The 22,794-nt window shown below is 54.6% G+C and carries 19 protein-coding genes; 14 read left to right on the top strand and 5 right to left on the bottom strand.

All coding sequences use genetic code 11. The features are described 5' to 3' along the window. Positions 1–27: 27 nt before the first annotated feature. From ACG1BZ_RS15105 to ACG1BZ_RS15095, 3 genes are all read right to left on the bottom strand, one after another. Complete coding sequence (locus ACG1BZ_RS15105) at positions 28–1,740, bottom strand: thiamine pyrophosphate-dependent enzyme (protein WP_413662535.1); 1,713 nt, start codon at positions 1,738–1,740, stop codon at positions 28–30. Between the two features lie 25 nt (positions 1,741–1,765). Next, positions 1,766–3,448, bottom strand: coding sequence for an FMN-binding glutamate synthase family protein (locus tag ACG1BZ_RS15100; RefSeq protein ID WP_282932184.1), 1,683 nt, complete (start codon positions 3,446–3,448; stop codon positions 1,766–1,768). 98 nt (positions 3,449–3,546) lie between these two features. Continuing rightward, positions 3,547–4,707, bottom strand: a complete 1,161-nt coding sequence (locus ACG1BZ_RS15095) for a saccharopine dehydrogenase family protein (RefSeq protein WP_413662534.1) — start codon at positions 4,705–4,707, stop codon at positions 3,547–3,549. A 210-nt stretch (positions 4,708–4,917) separates the two neighbouring features. On the opposite strand from ACG1BZ_RS15095, the gene ACG1BZ_RS15090 reads away from it, so the two are divergent. From ACG1BZ_RS15090 to ACG1BZ_RS15080, 3 genes are read left to right on the top strand one after another with little or no spacing between them, the layout of a single operon-like run. Beyond that, a complete protein-coding gene (locus ACG1BZ_RS15090; RefSeq protein ID WP_413662533.1) occupies positions 4,918–6,222 on the top strand; it encodes a condensation domain-containing protein in 1,305 nt (434 codons plus the stop codon). A gap of 34 nt (positions 6,223–6,256) precedes the next feature. Then, positions 6,257–7,057 carry a glycosyltransferase gene (locus tag ACG1BZ_RS15085; RefSeq protein WP_413662532.1) on the top strand — a complete coding sequence of 267 codons (801 nt, stop codon included), beginning with the start codon at positions 6,257–6,259 and terminating at the stop codon, positions 7,055–7,057. A gap of 24 nt (positions 7,058–7,081) precedes the next feature. Continuing rightward, positions 7,082–8,023, top strand: a complete 942-nt coding sequence (locus tag ACG1BZ_RS15080; RefSeq protein ID WP_413662531.1) for an NAD-dependent epimerase/dehydratase family protein — start codon at positions 7,082–7,084, stop codon at positions 8,021–8,023. On the opposite strand, the gene ACG1BZ_RS15075 is transcribed toward ACG1BZ_RS15080, so the two are convergent. Continuing rightward, positions 8,020–8,745, bottom strand: coding sequence for a UDP-2,3-diacylglucosamine diphosphatase (locus tag ACG1BZ_RS15075; protein WP_413662530.1), 726 nt, complete (start codon positions 8,743–8,745; stop codon positions 8,020–8,022). The genes ACG1BZ_RS15080 and ACG1BZ_RS15075 overlap by 4 nt on opposite strands. Before the next feature lie 35 nt (positions 8,746–8,780). After that, a complete protein-coding gene (locus tag ACG1BZ_RS15070; protein WP_108733726.1) occupies positions 8,781–9,290 on the bottom strand; it encodes a peptidylprolyl isomerase in 510 nt (169 codons plus the stop codon). 213 nt (positions 9,291–9,503) lie between these two features. Here ACG1BZ_RS15070 and ACG1BZ_RS15065 point away from each other — a divergent pair, with 213 nt between their 5' ends. The 11 genes from ACG1BZ_RS15065 to ACG1BZ_RS15015 all read left to right on the top strand — a co-directional run bounded on the left by ACG1BZ_RS15065 (position 9,504) and on the right by ACG1BZ_RS15015 (position 22,754). Then, the gene (locus ACG1BZ_RS15065; RefSeq protein ID WP_413662529.1) at positions 9,504–11,177 is read left to right on the top strand and encodes a glutamine--tRNA ligase/YqeY domain fusion protein; all 1,674 of its coding nucleotides are present in this window, start codon (positions 9,504–9,506) and stop codon (positions 11,175–11,177) included. Positions 11,178–11,263: 86 nt separating this feature from the next. Beyond that, positions 11,264–12,640 (top strand): cysteine--tRNA ligase, encoded by a 1,377-nt coding sequence (gene cysS / locus ACG1BZ_RS15060; RefSeq protein ID WP_413662528.1) that lies wholly within the window; start codon positions 11,264–11,266, stop codon positions 12,638–12,640. A 114-nt stretch (positions 12,641–12,754) separates the two neighbouring features. Further along, positions 12,755–12,943: a DUF3012 domain-containing protein gene (locus ACG1BZ_RS15055; protein WP_108733723.1), complete on the top strand. Its 189-nt coding sequence runs from the start codon at positions 12,755–12,757 to the stop codon at positions 12,941–12,943. 15 nt (positions 12,944–12,958) lie between these two features. Then, on the top strand, positions 12,959–14,386 hold the full coding sequence (locus ACG1BZ_RS15050) for a Wadjet anti-phage system protein JetA family protein (protein WP_413662527.1): 1,428 nt from the start codon (positions 12,959–12,961) through the stop codon (positions 14,384–14,386). After that, the gene (locus ACG1BZ_RS15045) at positions 14,379–15,143 is read left to right on the top strand and encodes a DUF4194 domain-containing protein (RefSeq protein ID WP_413662526.1); all 765 of its coding nucleotides are present in this window, start codon (positions 14,379–14,381) and stop codon (positions 15,141–15,143) included. The genes ACG1BZ_RS15050 and ACG1BZ_RS15045 overlap by 8 nt, the downstream gene beginning before the upstream one ends. Positions 15,144–15,298: 155 nt before the next feature. Further along, positions 15,299–18,946: an ATP-binding protein gene (locus tag ACG1BZ_RS15040; RefSeq protein WP_413662525.1), complete on the top strand. Its 3,648-nt coding sequence runs from the start codon at positions 15,299–15,301 to the stop codon at positions 18,944–18,946. A 42-nt stretch (positions 18,947–18,988) separates the two neighbouring features. Next, the gene (locus ACG1BZ_RS15035; protein ID WP_413662524.1) at positions 18,989–20,191 is read left to right on the top strand and encodes a Wadjet anti-phage system protein JetD domain-containing protein; all 1,203 of its coding nucleotides are present in this window, start codon (positions 18,989–18,991) and stop codon (positions 20,189–20,191) included. 168 nt (positions 20,192–20,359) lie between these two features. Further along, the gene (locus ACG1BZ_RS15030; protein ID WP_108735279.1) at positions 20,360–20,821 is read left to right on the top strand and encodes a hypothetical protein; all 462 of its coding nucleotides are present in this window, start codon (positions 20,360–20,362) and stop codon (positions 20,819–20,821) included. 131 nt (positions 20,822–20,952) lie between these two features. Continuing rightward, on the top strand, positions 20,953–21,426 hold the full coding sequence (locus ACG1BZ_RS15025) for a GAF domain-containing protein (RefSeq protein ID WP_413662523.1): 474 nt from the start codon (positions 20,953–20,955) through the stop codon (positions 21,424–21,426). After that, positions 21,426–22,172: a spermidine synthase gene (locus ACG1BZ_RS15020; protein ID WP_413662522.1), complete on the top strand. Its 747-nt coding sequence runs from the start codon at positions 21,426–21,428 to the stop codon at positions 22,170–22,172. Before ACG1BZ_RS15025 ends, ACG1BZ_RS15020 begins: the two co-directional genes overlap by 1 nt. A 126-nt stretch (positions 22,173–22,298) precedes the next feature. After that, entirely contained in the window at positions 22,299–22,754 is a 456-nt protein-coding gene (locus ACG1BZ_RS15015; protein WP_282932198.1) for a hypothetical protein, read from the top strand. Positions 22,755–22,794 lie beyond the last annotated feature (40 nt).

Genomic DNA, 22,794 nt, shown 5'->3' with positions numbered 1-22,794 from the left:
CCTTTTGTTGTGGCCTGCTAAAAAGTCTCAGCGCAGGAAATTGTCTCGCAAAAGATCTACCACCTCATCTGCGCGGCCGTTGAGTATTGCCTTAAGTCCGAACAGTGCGGTGGAGGTGACTTGCTGCGCTGTAACTTCCGGCGGCATCACCAGTTCCACGCGGTTCGTCGGTACGCTGAGTAGTGCCGGCCCGTCAGTAGCGAGCCAGCGCTTCATACTTTCCTCAAGCTGATCCGCACTCTCGATACTGGCACCGCTGATGCCACAAGCTTCGGCAACGCGGCCGAAGTCCGGGTTATGTAAGTCGGTATAGCTGTCGAGTAGCCCCTCAATGCGCTGTTCCATCTCTACGAAGCCGAGGGAGTTATTGTTAAATACCAGGACTTTTAATGGGATTTTTTCTTGCACCAGTGTCAACAGGTCTCCCATTAACATGGTCATACCACCGTCGCCGCACATAGCGATGACCTGGCGCCCGGGGTAGGCTTTGGCCATGCCCAGGGCTTGGGGGTAGGCGTTGGCCATGGTGCCATGGGAAAGACTGGTGAGAAATGAGCGTTTGCCGTTGGCAGTGAGGTCGCGGAGCATCCATACCATACAAGCGCCGCCATCGGCGGTGAATACGGCATCCTCATCGGCCAGCTTGTTGAGCGTCTGGGCGACAAATTGAGGATGAATCAGGCTGGGGTCTTTTTCTTTGCCGCGGCTTTTCATCTCTTCCCGATCTTTTTTGTATCGTTCGAGAAGGTCATCGAGGAAGGTACTGTCGGTGCGGGCCTTTAATCGGGGCAAGAGGGCTTCAATGGTTGGACCCACATGCCCTACCAGGCCCATATCCACAGGAGCGCGTCGCCCCAGGTGCGGCGCTTCCGCATCAATTTGAATAATGGTGGCTTTTTCCGGGTAGAACTGGGTGTAGGCAAAATCGGTGCCCAGGCACAGTAACAGGTCACAAGTCTCCATGGCCCGGTAGCCTGCGGGATTGCCGAGAATCCCGGTCATGCCTACATGGCAGGGGTTGTCGTATTCGAGAAACTCTTTCGACTTGGTGGTGTGGGCAATAGGAGCGGCCAGGTGTTGCCCTAGTTTTACTACTTCATCGTGAGCGTGACGGCAGCCGATACCGCCGTAAATAGTGATATTTTTTGCGGCGTTGATTTTCTTTGCCAGGGCGTCGAGCTCAGAGTCAGACGGACGCGCTAGCCATTCAGGGCGATGTACCGACCAGGGCAGACTGTCTTTGCTTTTCTCCTTGAACAAGTCGCCGCTAATTTGCACCACCGCGACTCCACCGCGAGTAAGCGCAGTTTGTGCAGCCTGCACAATCATTCGACGGGCTTGTTCCGGGTGGGTCATGGTTTCACAGAAGACCGAACACTGTTCGTAGAGCTTTTGCTGATCCACTTCCTGTGGATAGCCGAACCCCTGTTCCGCACGGTCGATTCGAGAGGCAATCAGTACCACCGGGGCGCCATTGCGATGGCTTTCAAAAATGCCGTTGATAAAGTGCAGGCTGCCGGGCCCGGCAGTTCCGGCGCAGACGCTCAACTCACCGGTAAGGTAAGACTCACCCCCAGCGGCGAAAGCGCCCACTTCCTCATGGCGCACATGTATCCACTCCAAGTCGGAAGTGCGTACCGCTGATGTGAAGTGATTGATGGTATCGCCGACAATGCCGTAACACCGTTTGGCGCCGGCCTTGACCAGTGTATCGACAATAATTTCTGAAACGGTCTGCATAGCAGTCTCCACAGATTGGGTGGGGCTAGCGGTTAATAGCGCGTCGGATCGACGCGTACTTGCCTTCTTCGAGCTTGATCGCAGGCTGAAAACTGTCTGCCTGTGCGGCCAGCCACCAGTGCCAGTAAGGCGTATCTTCCGGTGCGTCGATTAGGGAGTTGGTGTCGAGAAAATGCCAGATACGATCTATCGGCCTGGATTCAGCGCCATTAATTCGGTGAACCAGGTGATAGGGTTTCAGGTCCCGGGGATCGGTAAGCCCTGCGCCGGCCACTATATCCCCCAGTGCTTCGAGAGTTTTTGCCTGGAAAGCAGCCGCCCTTTTACTCTGCACATCCACCACCAGCCCGCGCTGTCGCCGAGGGTCTTGGGTGGTAACGCCAGTTGGGCAGGTATCCGTATGGCAGCGCTGGGACTGGATGCAGCCCACGGAAAACATAAATGCCCGCGCCGCATTGCACCAGTCAGCGCCAATGGCCAGGCACTGTGCCAGGCCGGACGCGGAATAAACCTTGCCGCTGGCGGCCAGCTTCACCTTATCTTTCAGGCCCGCCCCCACCAGAGCATTGCGCACGATAATCAGCCCCTCCAGCAGCGGCATGCCCACGTGGTTGGACAGCTCCAGCGGCGCCGCGCCGGTGCCGCCTTCGGCGCCATCCACAACAATAAAGTCCACCAGTTTCCCGGTCTCGTGCATGGCCTTCATAATGGCCATCACTTCGTAGATATGCCCTACGCAGAGTTTTATGCCTACCGGTTTGCCGCCGGAGAGTTCGCGCATCTGCTCGGCGAATTCAAGCATTTCAATGGGGGTGGAGAACATGGAGTGCGCGCGAGGGGAGACGCAGTTCTGCCCGGGTGTAACCTTGCGGGTGGAAGCGATCTCCTGGGTAACTTTGGCGCCGGGTAAAACTCCACCGTGCCCAGGTTTGGCGCCTTGGCTCAATTTAATTTCCGTCATTTTGACCTGGTCGTTGCAGGCCTCGCGGAATAGATCCGGGTTAAAGCTGCCGTCATCGTTGCGCGCACCGAAATAACCGGTACCCAATTCCCACACTAGGTCGCCGCCGTGCTTGCGGTGATAGGGGCTGATACCTCCCTCACCGGTATCGTGATAGAAGCCGCCAATTGAGGCTCCCTTATTCAAGGCTTCTACTGCGGCAGCGGACAGAGCGCCAAAGCTCATGGCGGAGATATTTAACAGGGCGGCGGAGTAGGGCTGTTTGCAGCGGCCCGTGCCCACTTCAGTACGGCAGGAAGTGTCTGCATTTTTTTCGGGCTTCACTGAGTGAGTGAGCCAGGTATATTCCTCGCTCTGCACATCTTTTTCAGTGCCGAACGGATGCATATCGGAAAAACCTTCAGAGCGGGCGTACACCAGTCGTCGGGCTTCAATGCTGTAAGGGCGCCCCTCCTCATCACCCTCGACCATATAGGCGCGGAAATAGGGACGCAGATTCAGAAATATCCAGCGAATGCGGCCGGCAACCGGGAAGTTCCGCGTAATGCTCCAGTGGGGTTGGAGCATATCGTAGATTCCCAGTAGTACCAGTGAAACGCTAATCAGTAGAGCCACCAGCCACCAGGCGCTATCTGTAAACGTGAGCACCAAGAAGAATGGGGTCAGGATAAGAGCGGTAATGGGGATAATTGCGCGCTTTATACCATTCCGGCCGGAATAGGCGCACCAGGGGTTGGAGCTACTCATAAAATCAGGTTCAGCATCGTTACATAAAGTTCCGATACTGAACCTAGATCATTTGTAAGGGTTCTGCCTTGATAAGGCCAACTAAAGGGCTTTTTCCCCTAGCTCGCCGCCAACGCAGGCAGTGAATTTTGCTCTGCAGGTAAAAACTCGATGGCAGTGACGATGGAGTAATCCTTCAGTTCATCCAGAATTTCATCCAGCTTCAATAGTTGCCAGCATGCGAGCGCGCCACTGTCTGAAATCTCACCGCGAAGGAATTTTCTCGCTAAAGCCACTGCGGGTGCTGCAGGAATCCAGACGCCATCGCCATCCATTCCAAGTATTTGCCACTGCCTACCAGCTGTCCTACCGTCAGCATCTTCACCCAGTGCGCGGACAATCATGCCGCCGTGAGAGCTGCCACCAGGCCAGCGGGCACTCAATTTATGGGCAATCTGTGCGATGCGGGAACTCGTGGCGGGCAAATTTAGGCGCGAGAGTTGGGCGCACAATGACAGGCCGGCCTGGAGAATCAGGGGCTCTGTCCCCGTGGAAAATAGTGCTGTGTTTAAATCTGGCAGGTATCTTGGGCACAACTCCAGGTCGGGTACTTCAAAATCGCACAACCAGCGTTTTCCCACTGGATGGGCAAGAGTTACCGAGCGCAGGTGATTGCCGGCAAATGATTCTCTCCAGCGCCCATCCCGCAATTGGGGGAAGCTCTCCCCCAGCGCTTCAAAGCCAGAGCGCACGGTGGCGAGGCCGCGTTCTACCTTGTGTGCCGGAGCAATTGCCGCCTGCACGGAGCGAATGACCGGTAGCTCTTTCTGGATCTCAGCTATGGCTGCTGAACTGAGGCCGGGCAGGCTGCTGGCACCGGATACCATGGCGATACCGGCGGCCTCGGCGGCCGGGGAGAGACGGTGAAAATCACATACAAAGCGGCGCGCATCTGAAATATCAATGTAGGGTGTGCGGGCTTCAATGCAGGCTTTGGCCACCCGGTAATCGGTTTCTCTCTGGTAGGGGCCAGCGCAGTGGATTAATAAATCCAGGTGCAAGGCTTTCAGTTGCGCAGCCAAGTTGATGGAGTCCCGCTCCAATCGTAACCCCTCGGCGAGGCCACTGAGTGATTGGGCGCATCGGTCTGCCCGTGTCTTGTTATGGCCGGCAATAATCAGCTGGATATTGGGCTCAGAACTTAGCATTTGTGCAATACGTGCACCGAAATTGCCGTAGCCGCCGAGAATCAATACGCGTTTATTCAGGTTATTGATCACCTGGATGGAACTCCTGCCCCTTATAGTTTGTAGAGATCATGCATCGTGCCGGCGACTTAAATCAAGAGAATCTTGTCTGCGCCTTCAGCATACCGCCGTTGTCATTTCACTGTTTTGTATATTCTAAAAGTAACGTTCCCGATGATCTTGTGCAGTTTTATCAGGCTCATTAGTGATCTTGTGTCGGGCAAATGATTTTTGGAGACCAGAATGGCCGGTTGGAGTTTATCGACTCAGGTCCCCCTATCGATCACTGAGCAGCGTATTTATGATTTGCATCACCGCAAGGATCTGGTCGACTTAATTACCCGCGCCATGGTTTTCAAAGGAGAATTCGATGTTGAACTGTTTAAGAAGTCTATTTCAGAGGTGGTAAACACCTATCCGATTTTTCGCTGTCGTTATAGCGGGGAACCGGCTGTTCGCTCCTTTGTAGATATTGAACTGGACTATATCGACATCCGCCACTTAAGTGATGCTCACTTCGAGAGCTTTTTGCGTCAATTTGGTAGCTCGCCAATGGATTTGACGCAGGACCAATTGTTGGGACTCAGTGTTCTTCGCAGTGGAGAAGATGAATACATTTTCTTGACCAAGTGTCACCACATCATTGCCGATGGGATTAGCTTGTCACTCCTCTGGTCTGAATCCTTGACTCACTATTTGGATAGTGCGAAGGGTAAGGATTATCAACCCAGGGTGGAAACTGCAGACTTTGCGGATTATGTGAATTATGAAAATACCTATCTGAGATCGCCGAGGGGGGATAAGGCGCGAAATCTTTGGCAGCAAAAGTTGCAATCCCAAAAAGATGAGATAGAGCAGTTGCCCCAATCGGAAGAGATCTCGGTTATTTGTAGTGAAGTAATCCAGCACATAGATGAGATTGAGCTGGAGCAGATAAAGGCATTGGCCAGCTCGGAAAATGTAAGCCTCTTCGCCTATCTAGCGGCCGCATTTCAGCAGGTTTTATGTGAATTCATACCTCACTCTTTTTGGATGAATGGCAATTTATCCCTTCGGCTTAAGAGGGAGTATCGGGAAGTGTTTGGCCCCATGTGCCGGTATGTCAACCTGATGGTTTGTAGGGATGAATCCTGGCAGGAGAAGCTCACGCGCCTGTCTGCGGAGATAAAGTATGCTATGCGCACGGTTTATGCTGCTGATGCAATTGGGCCTCACGGCGTGATTGGCCATCACCTCGATGCATCCCATTGCTACTTGGTGACTTTCCTGCAAACAGAGGAGCATCGGGAAGGTTTTTTTGCGGTTTATACCGGTGAAACTTCTGACTGGGTCAAATTGGATGACCACTTGAAGATTCGCATTGTCCCCCTGGCGACGCGCTTAACGCCATATGGCATCTATCTATCTATTACCGTCTTTGGGAAGCAGTTGCGCTCGAGCTTTATCTACAATGAAAATTGCTTTGAACAAAAACAAGTAGAAGCAATGGTAAGTCGCTGGTGTGACAGATTATTGTGCGGACCTGAAGATATTCTACCGCCGCTGTAAATAACGCTGTATAGGGACTGTAGAGCCAATTGTTATGTCAAGATGTGCCTTTGTGACCCTGGTCAATAGTCCGGATTATGTAATAGGTGCGCAGGCACTGAAACACTCGTTGGATCGTACGGTCAGTGCCTATCCGTTAATTTGTATGGTGCCACCGAACAGTTGTGATCCAGCGCCATTGGAAGCGGCGGGCTGTAAGATAAAAGAAGTTTATACGCCTCGCTTTTCCGATGAGTTTATCCGCCGCCATAAACGCGATTCTTTGCACCGGCGCGCGCCCTTTGACAAGGGTAGTAAGCCCGCTTTCCATGACCCACTAAATAACTTTTGCAAATTGGCACTGTGGCAATTGACCCAATTCGATAAGCTTGTTTTCCTGGATGCGGACACCCTGGTATTGCGCAATATTGACCACTTGATGAATTATCCGGAATTTTGTGCAGCGCCCAATCTTTACGAAGACTTGGATGGATTTCATCGTATGAATTCGGGATTGTTTACTGCGGTACCGAGTGAAGCAACCTACCAAAAAATGCTTGAGCAACTGGATCGACCAGGGGTTTTCTGGCGGCGCACAGACCAGACATTTTTGCAGTCCTTTTTTCCTCGTTGGCACGGCCTGCCTTATATCTATAACGCCTTGCAATACCTCTACCTGAATTTACCGCAGCTGTGGCAGTGGGACAGTATTCATGTCATTCACTACCAATATGAAAAACCCTGGCAAAAACAGCACTCAAAAGTTGAAAAGCTCAAACCCCTGATCGACTTGTGGTGGGCTGTTTACGAGGGGCGAGATATTGCCGTTGATCTGGATGAGTTAGCCCGTGCTTAGAAAATAAAATCGAGAGAGGGAATTGTGAGAATAGGGATAACTGGTGCGAGTGGCTATGTGGGGCAATTTCTAGTCAGGCATTTTTTACGGCAGGGCTATGAAGTGCGAGCATTACTGCGCAGGGAGGAAAGTGCAGCTCTTTTTCGCAGTATTGCTTCACCCAGATTGGCGTGGAGTATCGGGGATATTACTTCTGATACAACGCTACAGACATTCGTCAGCAATCTAGATGTGGTGGTGCATGCAGCTTTCGAGCATCTTCCTGGGTGCTATCGAAAAGGGGAGGGGGACGATCTCGAGGGTTTTCTACATGTAAATCTCAGTCAAACCCTGGCATTAATCCGATACGCCTATGCAGCGAAGGTAAAAAAATTTGTTTTTATTTCCAGTCGTGCCGTTTATGCCACTGGAAAGTTGAGCGGTTCTTTAAGTGAGGAGCAGGTTGTTCAGCCGGATACTTTCTACGGCGGCTATAAAGCGGCTGTGGAAGCCATGCTGTCTGCTTGGGCATATCAGCGTGGCTGGCATGCGGTGTCATTGCGCTTAACTGGAGTTTACGGGCTGGTGAGTCCACTAAGTCGCAGCAAGTGGTATGACATCGCTCGAGCAGTGATATCCGGGGAGTCTTATTTAAACTCCCAGCTTTCAACGGAAGTGCACGGAGAAGATATGGCGCGGGCGGTAGAGCTTTTACTGGAGCACGAGGATGCCCGGGGACGGGCAGTAAATTGTAGTGATTGCCTGGTTAGCAGTCGCGAGTTGGTGAAGATTCTAAGATCGATATCTGGACAGCAGGGACCGCTACCTCCCCAGCCACAAGTGAAACCGCCGGCAGTGATGGATTGCGCTTATTTACAGGGGAAAGGTTTTCAATTTGGGGGTGTGCAGCGTTTGCGGGAGACGCTTGAGGAATTGGTAGAGGCTGTGCAGCAACAGCAGAGCCTCATCCAAAACACCGGTTCCTAGCCGACCGGCCAGTGAATCAACTCCAGTGAGTCTTTGTCCGCTTTCAGGCACCAGGCATTCTTATCCCAGTCTCCCAGCACAATACGCTCCGCCGGTTCACCGTTGATCGTCAACGCGTGGCGGGCGGGCCGGTGGGTGTGGCCGTGGATCAGTCGAAGCACATTGTGCTCAAGCATCACCCGCTCCACTTCGTCCTGGGTTACATCCATGATGTCTTCGGCCTTGCGGCTGTTCATACTCTTGGATGCCATACGAATCTGCGCGGCAATAGCGCGGCGTTCCTGTAGGGACTTGGCCAATAGCTCTTGTTGCCACTTGGGGTCCCGGGCCTGGCGGCGGAACGCCATATACTCTTTGTCGAGGGTGCAAAGGCTGTCGCCGTGCATAAGCAACACGCGCTCATTACCGAGGGACAACGTTGTGGGGTCCTGAAGTAAAGTGGCTCCCGCGCGCTGGGCGAAGTCGGTACCCAGCAGGAAATCTCGATTGCCGTGCATCAGGTACAACTCTACGCCGGAACCGCTGTAGCGACTTAACTCGCCAATCACTTCGCGGGCCAGCGGGGCATCGTCGTCGTCGCCAACCCACGCCTCAAAAAAGTCGCCGAGAATATATAGCGCCTCAGCACCGGCAGCTCGCCCGTGCAGAAAATCAAAAAACGCCCGGGTTATATCCGGGCGTTTTTCGTCGAGGTGCAAGTCAGAAATAAAATAAGTAGACAATGTCCCCGCCTTAGAGTCGGTACTGACCCGTGGAATTACTTATCGGCGTAGGCGTCAGAGATGCTGATACCAGTGATTTCGATAGTCTCCAGGGGTACGTCCTGGTGGAAGCCTTTGCTGCCGGTTTTAACGTCTTTGATTTTGTTGACCACGTCCATGCCGTCGACAACCTTACCAAATACGCAGTAACCCCAACCCTGAGAGTCTTCGCTGCGGAAGTTCAGGAAATCGTTGTCCTTAACATTGATAAAGAACTGGGAGCTGGCGGAATGTGGGTCCATGGTGCGGGCCATGGCCAGGGTGCCAGTGTCGTTCTTCAAGCCGTTGTTGGCTTCGTTTTCGATGGAATCGCGGGTTTCCTTCTGCTGCATGTCCGGAGTCATGCCGCCACCTTGGATCATAAAGTTGTTGATCACCCGGTGGAAGACAGTGCCGGTATAGAAATCGTCACGGCAGTACTGCAAGAAGTTGGCAGCAGTCTTGGGTGCCTTTTCGAAATCCAATTCGATGGCTATATCTCCATGGGTTGTGTGAAGGGTGATCATAAAATGTCCTATGAGGGTTGATTTGGGGCGGCATGATACCTTGTAGTCTGTAGCTGTAAAATGCTGTGTCGGAATATCTGTGTCAATTGCACAAAAATCAAACGCTTGCAGTGAATTTCTATGAAAAGCGTTCCTTCAAATTCGATATTCTGTCTCTCAAGTAGGTTATAATTCGCCGTTTACGTTCGCACAGCTGTAAATTAAGAGAATCCTATGACATCCGAGAGCAAGCCAGCTCACTTTTTACAGAACCTTATCCGTGAAGATCTGACTGAGGGCCGGGTTACGCAGATCGCGACCCGCTTCCCGCCGGAGCCCAATGGCTACCTGCATATTGGCCACGCCAAGTCCATCTGTCTGAATTTTGGTCTGGCGCAGGAATTCGGTGGCACCTGTAATTTACGCTTTGACGACACCAACCCGGCCAAGGAAGAGGAAGAGTTTGTCGATGCGATAAAGCGCGATGTCTCCTGGCTCGGTTTTGAGTGGAATGGCGAGGCGAAGTACTCCTCGGATAATTTTGATCAATTGTACGAGTGGGCGCTGCACCTGATTAAAGATGGCAAGGCCTACGTCTGCGACCTGTCCGCAGAAGAAGCTCGTCACTATCGTGGCACGCTGAAAGAGCCGGGCAAAAACAGCCCCTTCCGCGATCGCTCTGTCGAGGAAAACCTGGCGCTGTTTGAAAAGATGCGCAACGGTGAAATGGAAGAGGGCCAGTGCAGCTTGCGCGCCAAGATCGATATGGCCGCGCCGAATATCAACCTGCGCGACCCGATCATCTACCGCATCAAAAAGATGGCCCACCACCAGACTGGTGATAAGTGGTGCATTTACCCCAGCTACGATTTCGCTCACGGACAGTGTGATGCGATTGAGGGTATCAGCCACTCCATCTGTACCCTGGAGTTTGAAGATCACAAGCCGCTGTACGATTGGCTGATTGAGAACCTGCCGGTGCCTTCGCGCCCGCGTCAGTACGAATTTGCACGCCTGCACCTCAACTACACCGTGGTGTCCAAGCGCAAGCTCAAGCAGCTGGTAGACGAAGGCCATGTAGACGGCTGGGATGATCCCCGCATGCCGACCCTGTCCGGTATGCGCCGTCGCGGCTTTACCCCGGCTTCCATTCGCAACTTCTGCGAGATGATCGGTGTAACCCGCTCCGACTCAGTTGTCGATGTGGGCATGCTGGAATACAGCATTCGCGACGATCTGGATAAAAATGCACCGCGCGCCATGTGCGTGATGGAGCCTTTGAAGATTACCCTGAAAAATTACCCGGAAGGCCAGGAAGAGATGCTGTCAGCACCCGGCCACCCGGTGCGCGATGATCTGCCGGCCCGTGAACTTCCTTTTGGCCGCACTCTCTATATTGAGAAAGAGGATTTCCGCGAAGAGGCCAACAAGAAGTACAAGCGTCTGGTGCTGGGCAAAAAAGTTCGCCTGCGCAACGCCTATGTGATCTTTGCTGAAGAAGTCGTGAAGAACGATGCCGGTGAAATTATTGAAGTGATCTGCTCGGTTGATCTGGACACCCTGGGCAAAGACCCGGCCGACGGCGTTAAGCCAAAGGGCGTGATTCACTGGGTATCTGCGGACAACAATGTCGATTGCGAAGTGCGCCTCTACGATCGCCTGTTCAATGATGCGGCGCCGGATGCCGGCGGTAAGAACTTCCTCGACTGCGTAAACCCGGACAACCTGCAAGTCCTCAAAGGCTGTAAGGCCGAGATTGGCCTGGCCAAGGCGGAGCCGGAGCAGGGCTACCAGTTCGAGCGCAACGGCTACTTCTGTCGCGACAGCAAATACGGCAGCGCGGAAGCGCCGGTGTTTAACCGCACCATTGGTCTGCGCGACAGCTGGGCCAAAGAGCAAAACAAATAGCAAAGCGGAGAGCTGCCCGAGCGGCAGTTTTCGCGGCTGGGCCAATGACTGGCCCGCCACACAGCAAAAAGAATTCGAGAGAAAAGATGTCTCTACAGGTCTACAACACGTTTTCCGGGAAGAAAGAACCCTTCGTACCACTGGTGGAAGATCAGGTGCGCATGTATGTGTGTGGCCCCACCGTGTACAACCGCGTGCATATTGGTAATGCCCGCCCTGTGGTGGTGTTCGACACCCTGTACCGGGTACTGAAAAGAAATTTCAGCGATGTGATTTACGCGCGCAATATCACCGATATTGACGACAAAATCATGAAGACCGCGCGGGATAACGGCGAGGAAATCGGCGTGCTGTCAGCGCGCTATGCCCAGGCTTACTACGAGGATATGGCCGCGCTCAATAACCTGGAGCCGGATATTGTCCCCTACGCCACCCAGCACTTGCCGGAAATGATCGCGATGATCGAAAGCCTGCTGGAGAAAGGTCACGCCTACGCCGCCGAAGGCCATGTGCTGTTCGCCGTGGAATCCATGCAGGAATACGGTCAGCTGTCCAAGCGCTCCCTCGACGATATGCTCGCCGGTGCGCGGGTGGAAGTAGCGCCTTACAAAAAGTACGCCGGCGACTTCGTACTGTGGAAGCCGTCCGCCGATGGCGAGCCCGGCTGGGATAGCCCCTGGGGCCGTGGGCGCCCGGGTTGGCACTTGGAGTGCTCGGCCATGATCAAGAAGCACCTGGGTGACACTATCGATATCCATGGCGGCGGTCGCGACCTGACCTTCCCTCACCACGAAAACGAGCGCGCCCAGAGCTGTTGCGCCAATGGTGTGGATTTTGTGCGCTACTGGATGCACAACGGCTATGTAAATATCAATGGCGAAAAGATGTCCAAATCCCTGGGCAACTTCCGCATGGTCAAAGACCTGCTGAGCCAATACCCCGGTGAAGTGCTGCGTTTCGCACTGCTGTCTGCCCACTATCGCTCTGAGCTGAATTTCAGTGCTGATTTGCTGGATCAGGCATGGCGCACCCTGGATACTCTCTATGGCGCACTGCGTGAAACGGAAGCGGTTGAGGCTGAAGCGGCAGATCTTAATGACACCGCCTTTATCAGGGCGTTGGAAGACGATCTGAATACGCCGATCGCCATCAGCGAATTGCACCAGATTGCCCGCGATTTGAACAAAGCCGATGAGGTGGATAAAGCGCGCCTGAAAGGCTTGCTACTGGCCGCTGCAGATATGCTGGGCATTCTCCAGCAAGACCCGGAAGCCTGGTTCAAACAGGCCCGTGGTGGAGATGAAGGTATTTCTGCCGAAGAAGTTGAAGCACTGATCGAAGAGCGCGCACAAAGCAAGAAGAACCGTGACTTTGCCCGCGCCGATGAGATTCGCGAAGAGTTAAAATCCAAAGGTGTGGTGCTTGAGGATAGCCGCGAAGGGACCAAGTGGCGCCGCGAATAGCGCGGTCCCACCCCGAGACACGGATAGACTTGAGACACCGATAGATTTTCCCCGGTTTGGCACATTGCGGCCGCCGGGGAAGTGAAATTCGAATTTCATTTGTAGAAGCGAACCATGAAAAAAGTATTTGTCCTGACCAGCGCTGTGATCGCCCTTATCGCACTGACCGGCTGTGAGCCCAAACGGGGTTCCGATGCCTGGTGCGAGAAAATGGATGGCATTCCCAAAGGGCAGTGGACTTTTGACGATACCCGCGACTACACAAAATATTGTGTCTTCAACCAAAAGCCGGAAGAGGAATAAGCGGGCCTATAGTCGTTGTTCTTCGTCGATTCCTACCAACACTTCTTCCGCCCGCTGACCGGTAAATACCGCGAACAGGTGGTTGAGTGCTTGCGTCTTTTGTATGAGCGTCTGTACACCGCCAAGGCTGACTACGGTGAGTCTTTGCTGCGGGAGCAGATTCTGGAAATTTTTGCCGAGGCCCTGACCCGCGCGCCGCAGCTCGATAGCGAGGATGGAGTGCAGGACCCCGAGGGCCGCTTCCGCAACCTGCGCGATCAGGCCGTCTGGGTACTGAACAGCCTGGTGGAGTTCGGTTGGCTGGAGAAGCAGGTAGACAGCGCCACGCTCACCGCCACCTATCCGTTTAGCCGCCGGGGCCGCCTTTTCACTCAGCCGCTAGTGGAAGTGAATGGCACCCGCGTGCGCACCCGCCACCGCAATACCCGCAACACCTTAAATGCCCTGGAAGCCTTTGCCAGCCGAGGTGAAATACACGACTTGATCGATGCCTGGGAATACTCCGAGCGTATCGTGGCGGATTTCACTGATATGATCGCCGAGCTGGAAGAGCGCAAGCGGGAAATGGTGCGGGAAGTGGAGGCTCAATTGTTGGTGCAGCAGGCCACCGATGAGTTTTTCTCCTTTATGGAGAGCCGCTTCCAACCGGACCTGGCTATCCGTCTGTCTGCGGACAGCGTAGAAAAACATCGCGATTCCATCAACCGGGTGATTGACTGCATTCGCCGCAAGGAGGATATGCAGAAAGCGGAGTGGGAGAAGCGCCTGCGCCAACTGCTGCCGGAGTTGATGCAACCGGGCCACTCCCTGCTGTGGCTGATGCTCGATACCATCGAAGACCGCATGCGCCGCGCCTGTGAGGTGAAGTTGCCCGCTTTGCGCCGCGCACTACAGGGCTTTACCAAGCGTGCGGATATTATTATCCGCCAGCTCAGCTACCTGCACAGCCAGGCCGAAGGTGAATTTGCCGACCTGTGCCAGCGCCTCGGTGAAAGCCAGCAAAAAACACAAATTCTCGAGCAGCTGGGTGAACAGTTAGGTGGCTTCCAGCTGCGCCTGTTTGACCCCAAACAAACCCAGCTGTGGCAGCGCAATCGCCGCCAACCGGTAAATACCCGGGTCGAAGATGAAACTCCCATCGGTGAAGAGAACCGCCGCGAGATCGAGCTGCAACAGCTGCTCGACCAGGCGTTTAATTTCAACAACAGTAACCTGCGCGATTATCTGAGTGATGCCCTCGGCACCGGCCGCCAGATCAACAGCCGCAACCTGCCATTGCGGGACGCGCGTGATCTGCTCGCTATGAGCCATGTGATCGAAGCAGCGGCGGTGAACCAGAGCGGCTCCGCCGACCTGCAGGTGAAATTTACCGGTGAAATCGCCAGCAATGACTATTTCACCGAATTTGACGAATATATCCTGGAGCTGAAAAACAGTGATTGAACAGGCTTTGGAAGAGGCCCTGGCGCAGTGTCGCCTGAACCGCAGCGAATTTTCCGAGCTGCTGGTGCGCCTGTTGGATTACGGCGTTATCTGCCGGGATGAAAGCGTAATTGAGACCACCCTTTACGATCGCTTCCAGCGCTGTGAGCAGCTGGTGCGCGAGTGGTTGGCCCCGCTGGGGTTGCGTTTGCAGCACGACAGCCGTTTCCAGTTTATCCGCGTGTATCCGCCCGGCGCCGAAGTGCCGGGCCTGCCGGATCAGGAAGAGCCGCACCATGGCGGCTTCCGCGCCCGCCTCAGCCAACAGGAAGTGGCCGCGATTCTCGCCCTGCGCGTGGAATACGATAAAGCGCTGCGGGAAGGGCAGGTGGATGAGAGCGGTTGCGCCGCCCTGTCGATGGAAGCCCTGGAACTGGGTATGCGCAACCTGCTGAAAATGTCCCTGCCGGATAAGCACGCCGAGCGTAAAAACCTGCTGAAGAAATTGCGCCAGCTGCGTTTGGTGCAGTTCAGCAGCGAAGAGGTGGAGGCTAGTGCGGAAGTGTGGCTGCGCGTGCGCCCGACCATCGCCCACTTTGTCAGCGAGTCGGTATTGCACCAGCTGATCGACAGCGAAGTCCCGCCCGCAGTGGAGAGCGAGGCCACTCAAACTGATGAAATTGATGAGGCTGAAGAAGCAGAAGAAGAGCAAGCGCTCGAACGCATCACTCCTGAAGTCGAAGATAACAGCCTGTTTGAGAGTGAAGCCGCTTCCTAGTTGAAAATAGAGGCCGCAGTAGCGGCTATAAAAAATCGAAAACATTCGACCGCCCGGGTTTGCGTAAATCGTGCCCGGTAGCCTCGGAGAGGGGTGTCGGCTTCCCGCCTGCAAAAAGACCCTGCTTTTGAAAAGACCGTTTTTTTGAAAAGACTATGTTCCTAAAAAAACTGATCCTGATTAACTGGGGCAATATCCCGCAGTTGGAATATGATTTCGGCCCGATCAACTTGTTTTCCGGTGGCAACGGTTCCGGTAAAACCACGGCGGCCGATGCTATCCAGACATTGATGACCGCCGCCCACGACACCCTGTTTACTTTTAACCCGGGGCAGGATGAAACCACCCAGCGCGGGCGCGGCGGTAAACAGGTGCGGACACTAGCTTCTTATGTGCTGGGTTGTGACGACGGCAGTTACGCTCGGGTAGAGCCCACCGACTGTTACATTGCCGGTATTTTCCATCCCACCAGCGGTGAAGACGACGCTGAGCCTTTTACCGCAGTGATGGGTATTCGCGCGCACCTGGATAACAGCAGCAAACCTGCCCAGGCTCGCCAAAGTGATTTGCGCTTTTTCGTATTCCCTGGCGAACAATTGGTGATGGGGGATTTTGTCCGGGATTACACCGACGGCAAACACCTGCTGCCGCTGGATAAATTCAACCAGGTCCTGAGCAAGCAGTTCGAAAAAGTAGAGCAGTACGACAAGAAAAAGGCCTACCTGCGCCGCCTTTACGGTGCCCTGCGCGGACGCCGCGATGCGGTCTCCGATCGAGAGGCCATGCATGCCGCACGCACTTTTGCCAATTTTATGGCCTACAAGCCAGTAAAAAGCATCAATGATTTTGTCGCCCAGGAAGTGTTGGAAAAACGCGATCTGGGTGATGCTATCCGCTCCGTCTCCGAGCTGATGAAAACCATCCACAGCATGGAGCAGGAAGCCTGCCAGATTGTGGAGCGAGTCAGTTCCCTGGAGGCCATCGCCCAGTCGGTAGAGCTCTACCGGGAGCAGTGGTTGCAGTTGCGGGTGCAGGAATATTTGTGCGCACGCCACCGCCAGCAGCGGGTGCAAAAGAGTTATCTGAGCGGTAAGAACGACCAGAAAAAACTGCGCAGTGATCTGGACAACAATGAGCGTGAAGTGCGCGTCGCCTCCGAGCGCGTCGAGCAACTCAATGGCCAGCTGGTAGAGCTTCAAGCCCAGCGCCTGGGTATCGATGCGCTGCGCAATAAGGACGAACTGGAACAGCGTATTAACAATGCCTTGAGCCTTCTGTCCCAGCAGCACACCCCCATGTCTGCCGAAGAGGCCCGCTGGCGCAAGAACCGCGAGGCCGCCGAAGAATTATTAAATCTGCTCATCTCCACCTCTGCCGAGCTGGAAATTCCTGCCTTCTCCGATAAAGCACTGGTGCAGGCGATCAAGCAGGTCGCCCGTGAGGAAGACCTGCCGGATCTGCATAAGTTGTTGGGCAAAGACTGGATTGACCTGGCTGCATTGGAGCCATTGCGCGAGCGCGCTGCTAGCAGCGAAGCTCTACAGAACCGCCTCTTCGATCTGCTGGATAGCAGTGGTAAAGCTGGCGCCAGTGATGAGGTTTCCCCCAAAGAGCAGATTGCCCAGCAGGCTTCCCGCTGGGAGCAAAAAGTACAGCAGCTGCAAAAGCAGTTGCGCACCCAGGAGAGCCGCATTCAGCATCTCCAGGCCAACCGCGTGCGCTACCCCCAATCGGTGGAAGCGGCCCTGGCCGCAATTCGCGAGCAGTGCCCTGAGGCGGAGCCCCGCGTCCTGTGTGATTATGTGGAAGTGCTGGATGAGCGCTGGCAGATGGCGATTGAAGGCTATTTGGGCGGCGCGCGCTTCTCGATTATTGTGGAGCCGGAACACGAGGCCCGCGCGATTCGCATCGTGCGCAGCCTGCCCGGGCGCAACAACCGCGCCCGCGTGATCCAGGGGGATAAAGCCCGCCGCGATGCGGAGCGCCTGGATATGCCGTCGGGCTCCATTATCGAACTGATGGAGTTCACCCATAAAACTGCCGAGCACTATTTGCGCGCCTCTTACGGTGCCGTGGTTCAGGTGGAGGATGAACACGAGCTGCGCGGCACCCGCCGGGGCCTGACTGCCGACGGTATGGCCAGTGGCAACTACAGCATGTGGCGCTGCGATATGGACGATGCCGAGCTGGTATTCGGCCAGGGCGCCCGCGCCCGCGCACTGGCGGCGCAGCAGCGCGCTATGGAGCAGTTGCTGGAAGAGGCCGCCCACGTCAACGAGCGCCACCAGCTCTACCGTCGCGTCACCAATGCAGTGCGCGGACTGGCGAATATCAAGCTGTTGTCCATTGTGGATACCGCCCTGGCGGCCCAGCGCGAGTGGCGCAGTGCCGAGCGCGCCCTGGAAAACCTGGACCTGAAGGACTTCGAGCAGTTCGAGCAGCAGGTCGATGAACTCAAGGCCCAGCTCAAAGATCAGCAAAAGCAGCTGTCGGACCTCCAGCGCAAACATGGCTCTCTGGAGACCAAGCTAAGAAGCAACGACAAACTCTTATACGCGCTGTCTGGCGAGCTGGAGTCCCTGGACGATGCCGCCAGTGACAGCGAGGAAATGGTAAGGCGTATTACCGCCATCGACCCCACTTTCGATGCCGAGCAAGTACTGGTTACTGCCGATGAGCAGGTAGAGCGCGCAGCTGACAACTTCGACTTCTCAGCGGATATCGAAAGTTGGCAGGGGCAGCTGGAGAAATACAGTCGCCAGTTGGATCGCGCGGTGATGGAGTACAACGCCACCTGTGCCAGCGTCGATACCCTGGTATTTGAGCCAGACTTGAGTGGCGGCCACAAAGATGGTTTGTTCAAGTTGATCAGCGGTCTCGGCGATCAGGTAGAGACCCTGCGCAACCGCTTGAAGAATAACCTGTTGGTGGAGCGCCACGATCAACTGCTGGGATTGAAAAAATCCTTTAACACCACTTTTGTAACCCACTTGTGCCACGCTATTTACCAGTCCATTAACGATGGTAAGCGCGTGTTGGATGATCTGAACAAAGAGCTGGAACACCACCGCTTTGGCGCCGACCGCGAGCGCTTCCGTTTCGACTACCAGTGGGTGGCGGAATTCAAGGAGTACTGGAGCTTCTTTAAGGCGGTAATTGAACTGCCGAATCTGGGTGAGGAGCAGAGCCTGTTCGACACGGACTTGGCGCCCAAGCACCGCAAGGTGCGGGATCGCCTGTTGAGTATGCTGCTGAGTGAAGACGAGCAGGTAGCGCGGCGCGAGCTGGATCGAATCAGCGACTATCGCAACTACCGCAGCTATGAGATCTATAAGGAACCGGAAGGCAAGGAGCCGATTGCGCTCAGCCAGTACGGCACCGGTTCCGGCGGTCAGTTGGAAACGCCGGCTTATATTATCCGCTCCGCAGCGGTCACTTCGGCCTTCCGCTTTGGTGAAAGCGGCAGCCATTTGCAAATGGTGCTGGTGGATGAGGCCTTCTCCAAAATGGATGAGTCCCGCTCCAAGGAAGTGATCCGTTACCTGACTGAAACCCTGGGGCTACAGCTGCTGTTTATTATGCCCAGCAGTAAATCCGGGCCTTTTATGGATCTGATCTCGAATCAGTTTGTATTCAGCAAGTGCCCCAGTACCAAGCCCATCGGCCAGCTGAATACCCGAGTGTATGTCGATCGCAAGGTGTGCAACCAGGAGCGTATCGCCGAACTCTGGGCCAACCACCGCCGCACGATTCGCCAACAGGCATCGCTGGATTTTATGGACCTGGTAGAAGTAGAGGGATAGGTATTTTCGGGGGAAACCCCTCCATTGGCAGGGAGGCAACCGATGGAAAAGACATTGCCCTATTGGGTAGAGGAAAACCCGCTGTTAATCGGCATCCTGAATTTTATTCTGGATCGGCGGGACAGCCAGCTGGAACGCGGCAAGGAAGCCCGCATTAGTTTCAGGTTGGATTTGCGCGCTGGCAGCAAGCGCTGGTTGGAAGTGTTGGAGCCCCTCAGGGACCCCGACCAAGACGAGCAGGAGCTGTGGAATGAATTGCAGCACTTTGCGCGGGAATACCAGTGTTTTACGGTAAAACCGAATCCGAAAAGGCGGCCGGGTATTGCCGAGTGGCAGGGGGCCCAATTGATTTTTCGGGATGCCAGCGAGGAACAGCTACGGCTGTGGCTCAATCGCCCATCCCCTACCGTTCGCCAATCCGCCTGGACCAGCCTGCTGGAACCCTATGTCGATCGCTTTGAAAATCCCGCCGCTTTTCCCCTCGAAGGCTTGGAGCTCCAACCGGGGTTTGATTCCGTCGAAGAAATTATTGCTTGCTGGGTTTCCGTCGGCAAAGAGCTGATCTTTGCCGATAAAATTTCCTGGCGACAATTAGCTGCACGCTGCTTTAAAGGGGATTCCAAATACCTGGAAATACCCAGCCGTCAATCTCTGGTGCGCAATCTCTATCCTGACCTGAGCCGTAAAATCCAGGAGCGCCAGCTTTTACTCCACGCCTACCTGCCCAGGCAATTTGAGCAGGTCATTTTTATCGAAAACCAGGACACTTTTATTAGCTTGGCGGAGCTGCAACCCAGTCGTGCTGCGCTGGTTTATAGCGAGGGCTACCAGGGCGGTGCAGAACGGATTCGCAATGGGGAGAGGGTGCGCTTCAGCACTATTAATGTGGTTAGTGAAAATATCCGGCAACAATTCCTAAGCTGGTGGCACGATGGGGAATCCCGAACTGTTCCAACATTTTTCTGGGGGGATCTGGACTATGAGGGATTGCGGATTGCCGCAGCGCTGAGAAAGAGCTTTCCCGACTTGCAGTGCTGGCGCCCGGGCTACGATCTGTTACTGCATTTTTTGCGCACGGGAAAAGCCCATGCTCCGGAGCAGGCGGAAAAGGTGGGGCAAAAGCTGGTGCAAGCGATTGGTTGCCAATACGCAGACAGCACTCTGCTGCCAGCAATTTCAGACAGCAATCGCTATGTGGATCAGGAGGCGGTTGAGATTGGGGAGTTGGCTGGGACATTAGTGTGAATATGTCGCTATTCGATAAATTTTAATTGTTCGTTTTTATGGAATGGTGACTATCAAGGTGTCGGCGGGCGTTTGAACTTGTTTTTTATGCGCAATTTCTCGGAAGATAGAAAAAATATGCTGTAAAAATGCCCCTCAGAATAACAAGTGCAGTTTCCGGAGTTTGCTATGCGTCAGTTTTCCATCCTGGTCATTTTTGCGTTGGCCTTTGGCGGCGCCGCCGTGATGTACGAGAAGGAAAGCCGTAAAGTAAAAGGCGTGTTGACCCAGATTACTGAACTTCAAGCGCAGATGGGTGATTTACAGGCGGAGATCAACCGCCTGAACAGTGAATTGGAAGCCGTGAAGCTTGCGGAGCGCCGCCGCCCTAATCTCAGTGCTATGGCTAACCGCATTCGCCGCGAAGGTAGCGGCAACTCCGCACAAGTTGCGCCCAAGCCGAAAGTGGAAGACCGCTTTGAAAAGTCGCGCAACCTGATGCAGTCAGACGTTACCAGCGCGCCGCCAGCTATTCAGTCGAACACTCGTAGCAACAATGATGAAAGCGAGTGGTCTCGCCCAACTGTAGATGCCGATGAGTATCGTGGTGAGACCGGTGAAGAACCCGCAGTGGTCGATCCCTACCAGTAATTTTGCACTCTGCATATTGATTCCCTCGCCAAAGCCCGCAAAATACCTGCCTCCCGCAGGATACTGTTTTGCGGGTTTGCCAGTTTTAGCTGACACGATTTGAAATTATAAGTGGGCAAGGGGCGCTAGGTATGTCGCTGAACAAGTTTTACACCACCTTAAATGGGCAGCTGGAAGGATTGCTTTCTGGAGAGCGAGACTGGCTGGCCAACACCGCCAATGCCAGTGCGCTGTTGTTTATGGAGTTGGAAGATATCAACTGGGCCGGTTTCTATTTCCTCTACGGTGATGAATTGCGTTTGGGGCCCTTCCAGGGCAAGCCTGCCTGTACCCGGATTCCAGTGGGCGCCGGTGTTTGCGGCACTGCTGTTTCGACCGGTGAATCCCAATTGGTAGACGATGTGCATCAGTTCCCCGGCCACATCGCCTGCGATGCTGTGTCGGCCTCAGAGGTGGTGGTGCCACTGTATGATGACGCGGGTCGTTGCCTGGGAGTGTTGGATATCGATAGCCCCAGTGTGGCGCGCTTTAGCGAGGAAGACCTGGCGGGCCTACAGGAATTTGCCCGGGTATTGCTCAAGTCCTCAGACCTCCCGGCGAGCTGATGGCGCTGCTTTGGCAAAAGCAGGTTGGCGATACCTGTTACCAGGTGCGCAACCATGGCGCCAGTGTGCGCCTCTACAGCAATGGGGTTTTCCACTCTCAGTGGAATCCCCGCGACCCCCTCAAGGGCTCCCTTTGGGAGTTATTGCTGCTACCGGCATTCTTCCTCCCTGAAGAGCGCTTGAATTCGGTATTGGTACTCGGCGTCGGTGGCGGTGCCCTGATTCGCCTTTTGCAGGCGTTCACCTCGGCCAAGCGTATTGTCGGCGTAGATTTGGACCCGGTGCACCTGGATATTGCCCGTCGCTTTTTTGGCGTACGTGATGTTGAGCTGGTGTGTGCGGATGCCTGTGACTTTGTACGCGACCACTTGAAGCGACCCTCTCACAGCACTTTCGACCTGGTGATCGACGACTTATTTGGGCACTGCGACGGCGTAGCGCAGCGAGCGGTACCCGCCGATAAGTCCTGGTGCTCCAGTCTGATGCGCCTGCTCCATAAGGATGGCGTGCTGGTCAGTAACTTCGGGGATAGGCCCGAGCTACAGAACAGCGCTTGGCGCGACAAAGCTATGCGCGATCGACTCGGCGGTGCCTGGATGGCCTATATGCCCCAGTACGAGAATCATATCCTGGCAGTGAGCAGAGGAACTCTGCGCAAAGGTGAGCTGGCGGCCAGGGCCCCAGAAAAGATCAATCCCGCCAACCCCAATCGGCGCCTGGATTTCCGCATGAGCCAGCTTCGCTGATCTCGACAGCCCTCACAGAGGCCGGCTCCTAAAATCCTTGTCACTTTAATAGTGATATTCATTGGCGCCCTTTGTCACCTCGTGACTATACTCAAGGTGAGCGAAGTGTTCTGCCGGGATCGATTGATGCGGTACAAAACTGTTGAGGAAGTGATTCAGGAAGGAAGGGATTTTCATGCCAAGTTGGCGCTGCAATACGAAGAGTATGAGCAGCTTGCCACCAATGAACGGGTCGAGTTGCTGCTGGATCAGCTGCGACGACGGGAAGATTCCATGAAGCACTCACTGGAAAACTTCCATGCAGACCTGCCCCCTGGAGCCCTACATACCTGGGTGCAATTTGCCCCGGAAGGGCGAGAGAAAGAATTTTTGCAGCGCTTGCGCGGCATTGATATTGAAGACTTGGAGCAGATTGCCAAGTTGGCCATGGATATCGAGATCTACCTGGCCGATCAATATCGGGATCTAGCCCAAGGCGCTGAAACCCCGTCGGCACGCGATGCATTCGAACGATTGCGACAACTCGAAGAGTTGGAAGAGCATACGCTGTCGATGAACTTGTTTAATCTGCGCGATTACTAGCCTTTAATCCTGTTTCCAGGCGACTGCTGCCGGCCTGCGC

Source organism: Microbulbifer sp. CNSA002, assembly GCF_047324085.1.
In the GTDB taxonomy this organism is placed as follows: Bacteria; Pseudomonadota; Gammaproteobacteria; order Pseudomonadales; family Cellvibrionaceae; genus Microbulbifer.
The sequence above is the reverse complement of the archived record's forward strand: the minus strand, read 5'-3'. Positions and strand labels throughout refer to the sequence as shown.

Excerpts from the sequence above, each read along its gene's own strand:
- ACG1BZ_RS15015 (WP_282932198.1), top strand. The coding sequence starts at position 22,299 with ATGCGGTACAAAACTGTTGAGGAAGTGATTCAGGAAGGAAGGGATTTT.
- ACG1BZ_RS15105 (WP_413662535.1), bottom strand. The coding sequence starts at position 1,740 with ATGCAGACCGTTTCAGAAATTATTGTCGATACACTGGTCAAGGCCGGC.
- ACG1BZ_RS15085 (WP_413662532.1), top strand. The coding sequence starts at position 6,257 with ATGTCAAGATGTGCCTTTGTGACCCTGGTCAATAGTCCGGATTATGTA.
- ACG1BZ_RS15100 (WP_282932184.1), bottom strand. The coding sequence starts at position 3,448 with ATGAGTAGCTCCAACCCCTGGTGCGCCTATTCCGGCCGGAATGGTATA.
- ACG1BZ_RS15070 (WP_108733726.1), bottom strand. The coding sequence starts at position 9,290 with ATGATCACCCTTCACACAACCCATGGAGATATAGCCATCGAATTGGAT.
- ACG1BZ_RS15055 (WP_108733723.1), top strand. The coding sequence starts at position 12,755 with ATGAAAAAAGTATTTGTCCTGACCAGCGCTGTGATCGCCCTTATCGCA.
- ACG1BZ_RS15020 (WP_413662522.1), top strand. The coding sequence starts at position 21,426 with ATGGCGCTGCTTTGGCAAAAGCAGGTTGGCGATACCTGTTACCAGGTG.
- ACG1BZ_RS15030 (WP_108735279.1), top strand. The coding sequence starts at position 20,360 with ATGCGTCAGTTTTCCATCCTGGTCATTTTTGCGTTGGCCTTTGGCGGC.
- ACG1BZ_RS15025 (WP_413662523.1), top strand. The coding sequence starts at position 20,953 with ATGTCGCTGAACAAGTTTTACACCACCTTAAATGGGCAGCTGGAAGGA.
- ACG1BZ_RS15090 (WP_413662533.1), top strand. The coding sequence starts at position 4,918 with ATGGCCGGTTGGAGTTTATCGACTCAGGTCCCCCTATCGATCACTGAG.
- cysS (WP_413662528.1), top strand. The coding sequence starts at position 11,264 with ATGTCTCTACAGGTCTACAACACGTTTTCCGGGAAGAAAGAACCCTTC.
- ACG1BZ_RS15065 (WP_413662529.1), top strand. The coding sequence starts at position 9,504 with ATGACATCCGAGAGCAAGCCAGCTCACTTTTTACAGAACCTTATCCGT.
- ACG1BZ_RS15040 (WP_413662525.1), top strand. The coding sequence starts at position 15,299 with ATGTTCCTAAAAAAACTGATCCTGATTAACTGGGGCAATATCCCGCAG.
- ACG1BZ_RS15035 (WP_413662524.1), top strand. The coding sequence starts at position 18,989 with ATGGAAAAGACATTGCCCTATTGGGTAGAGGAAAACCCGCTGTTAATC.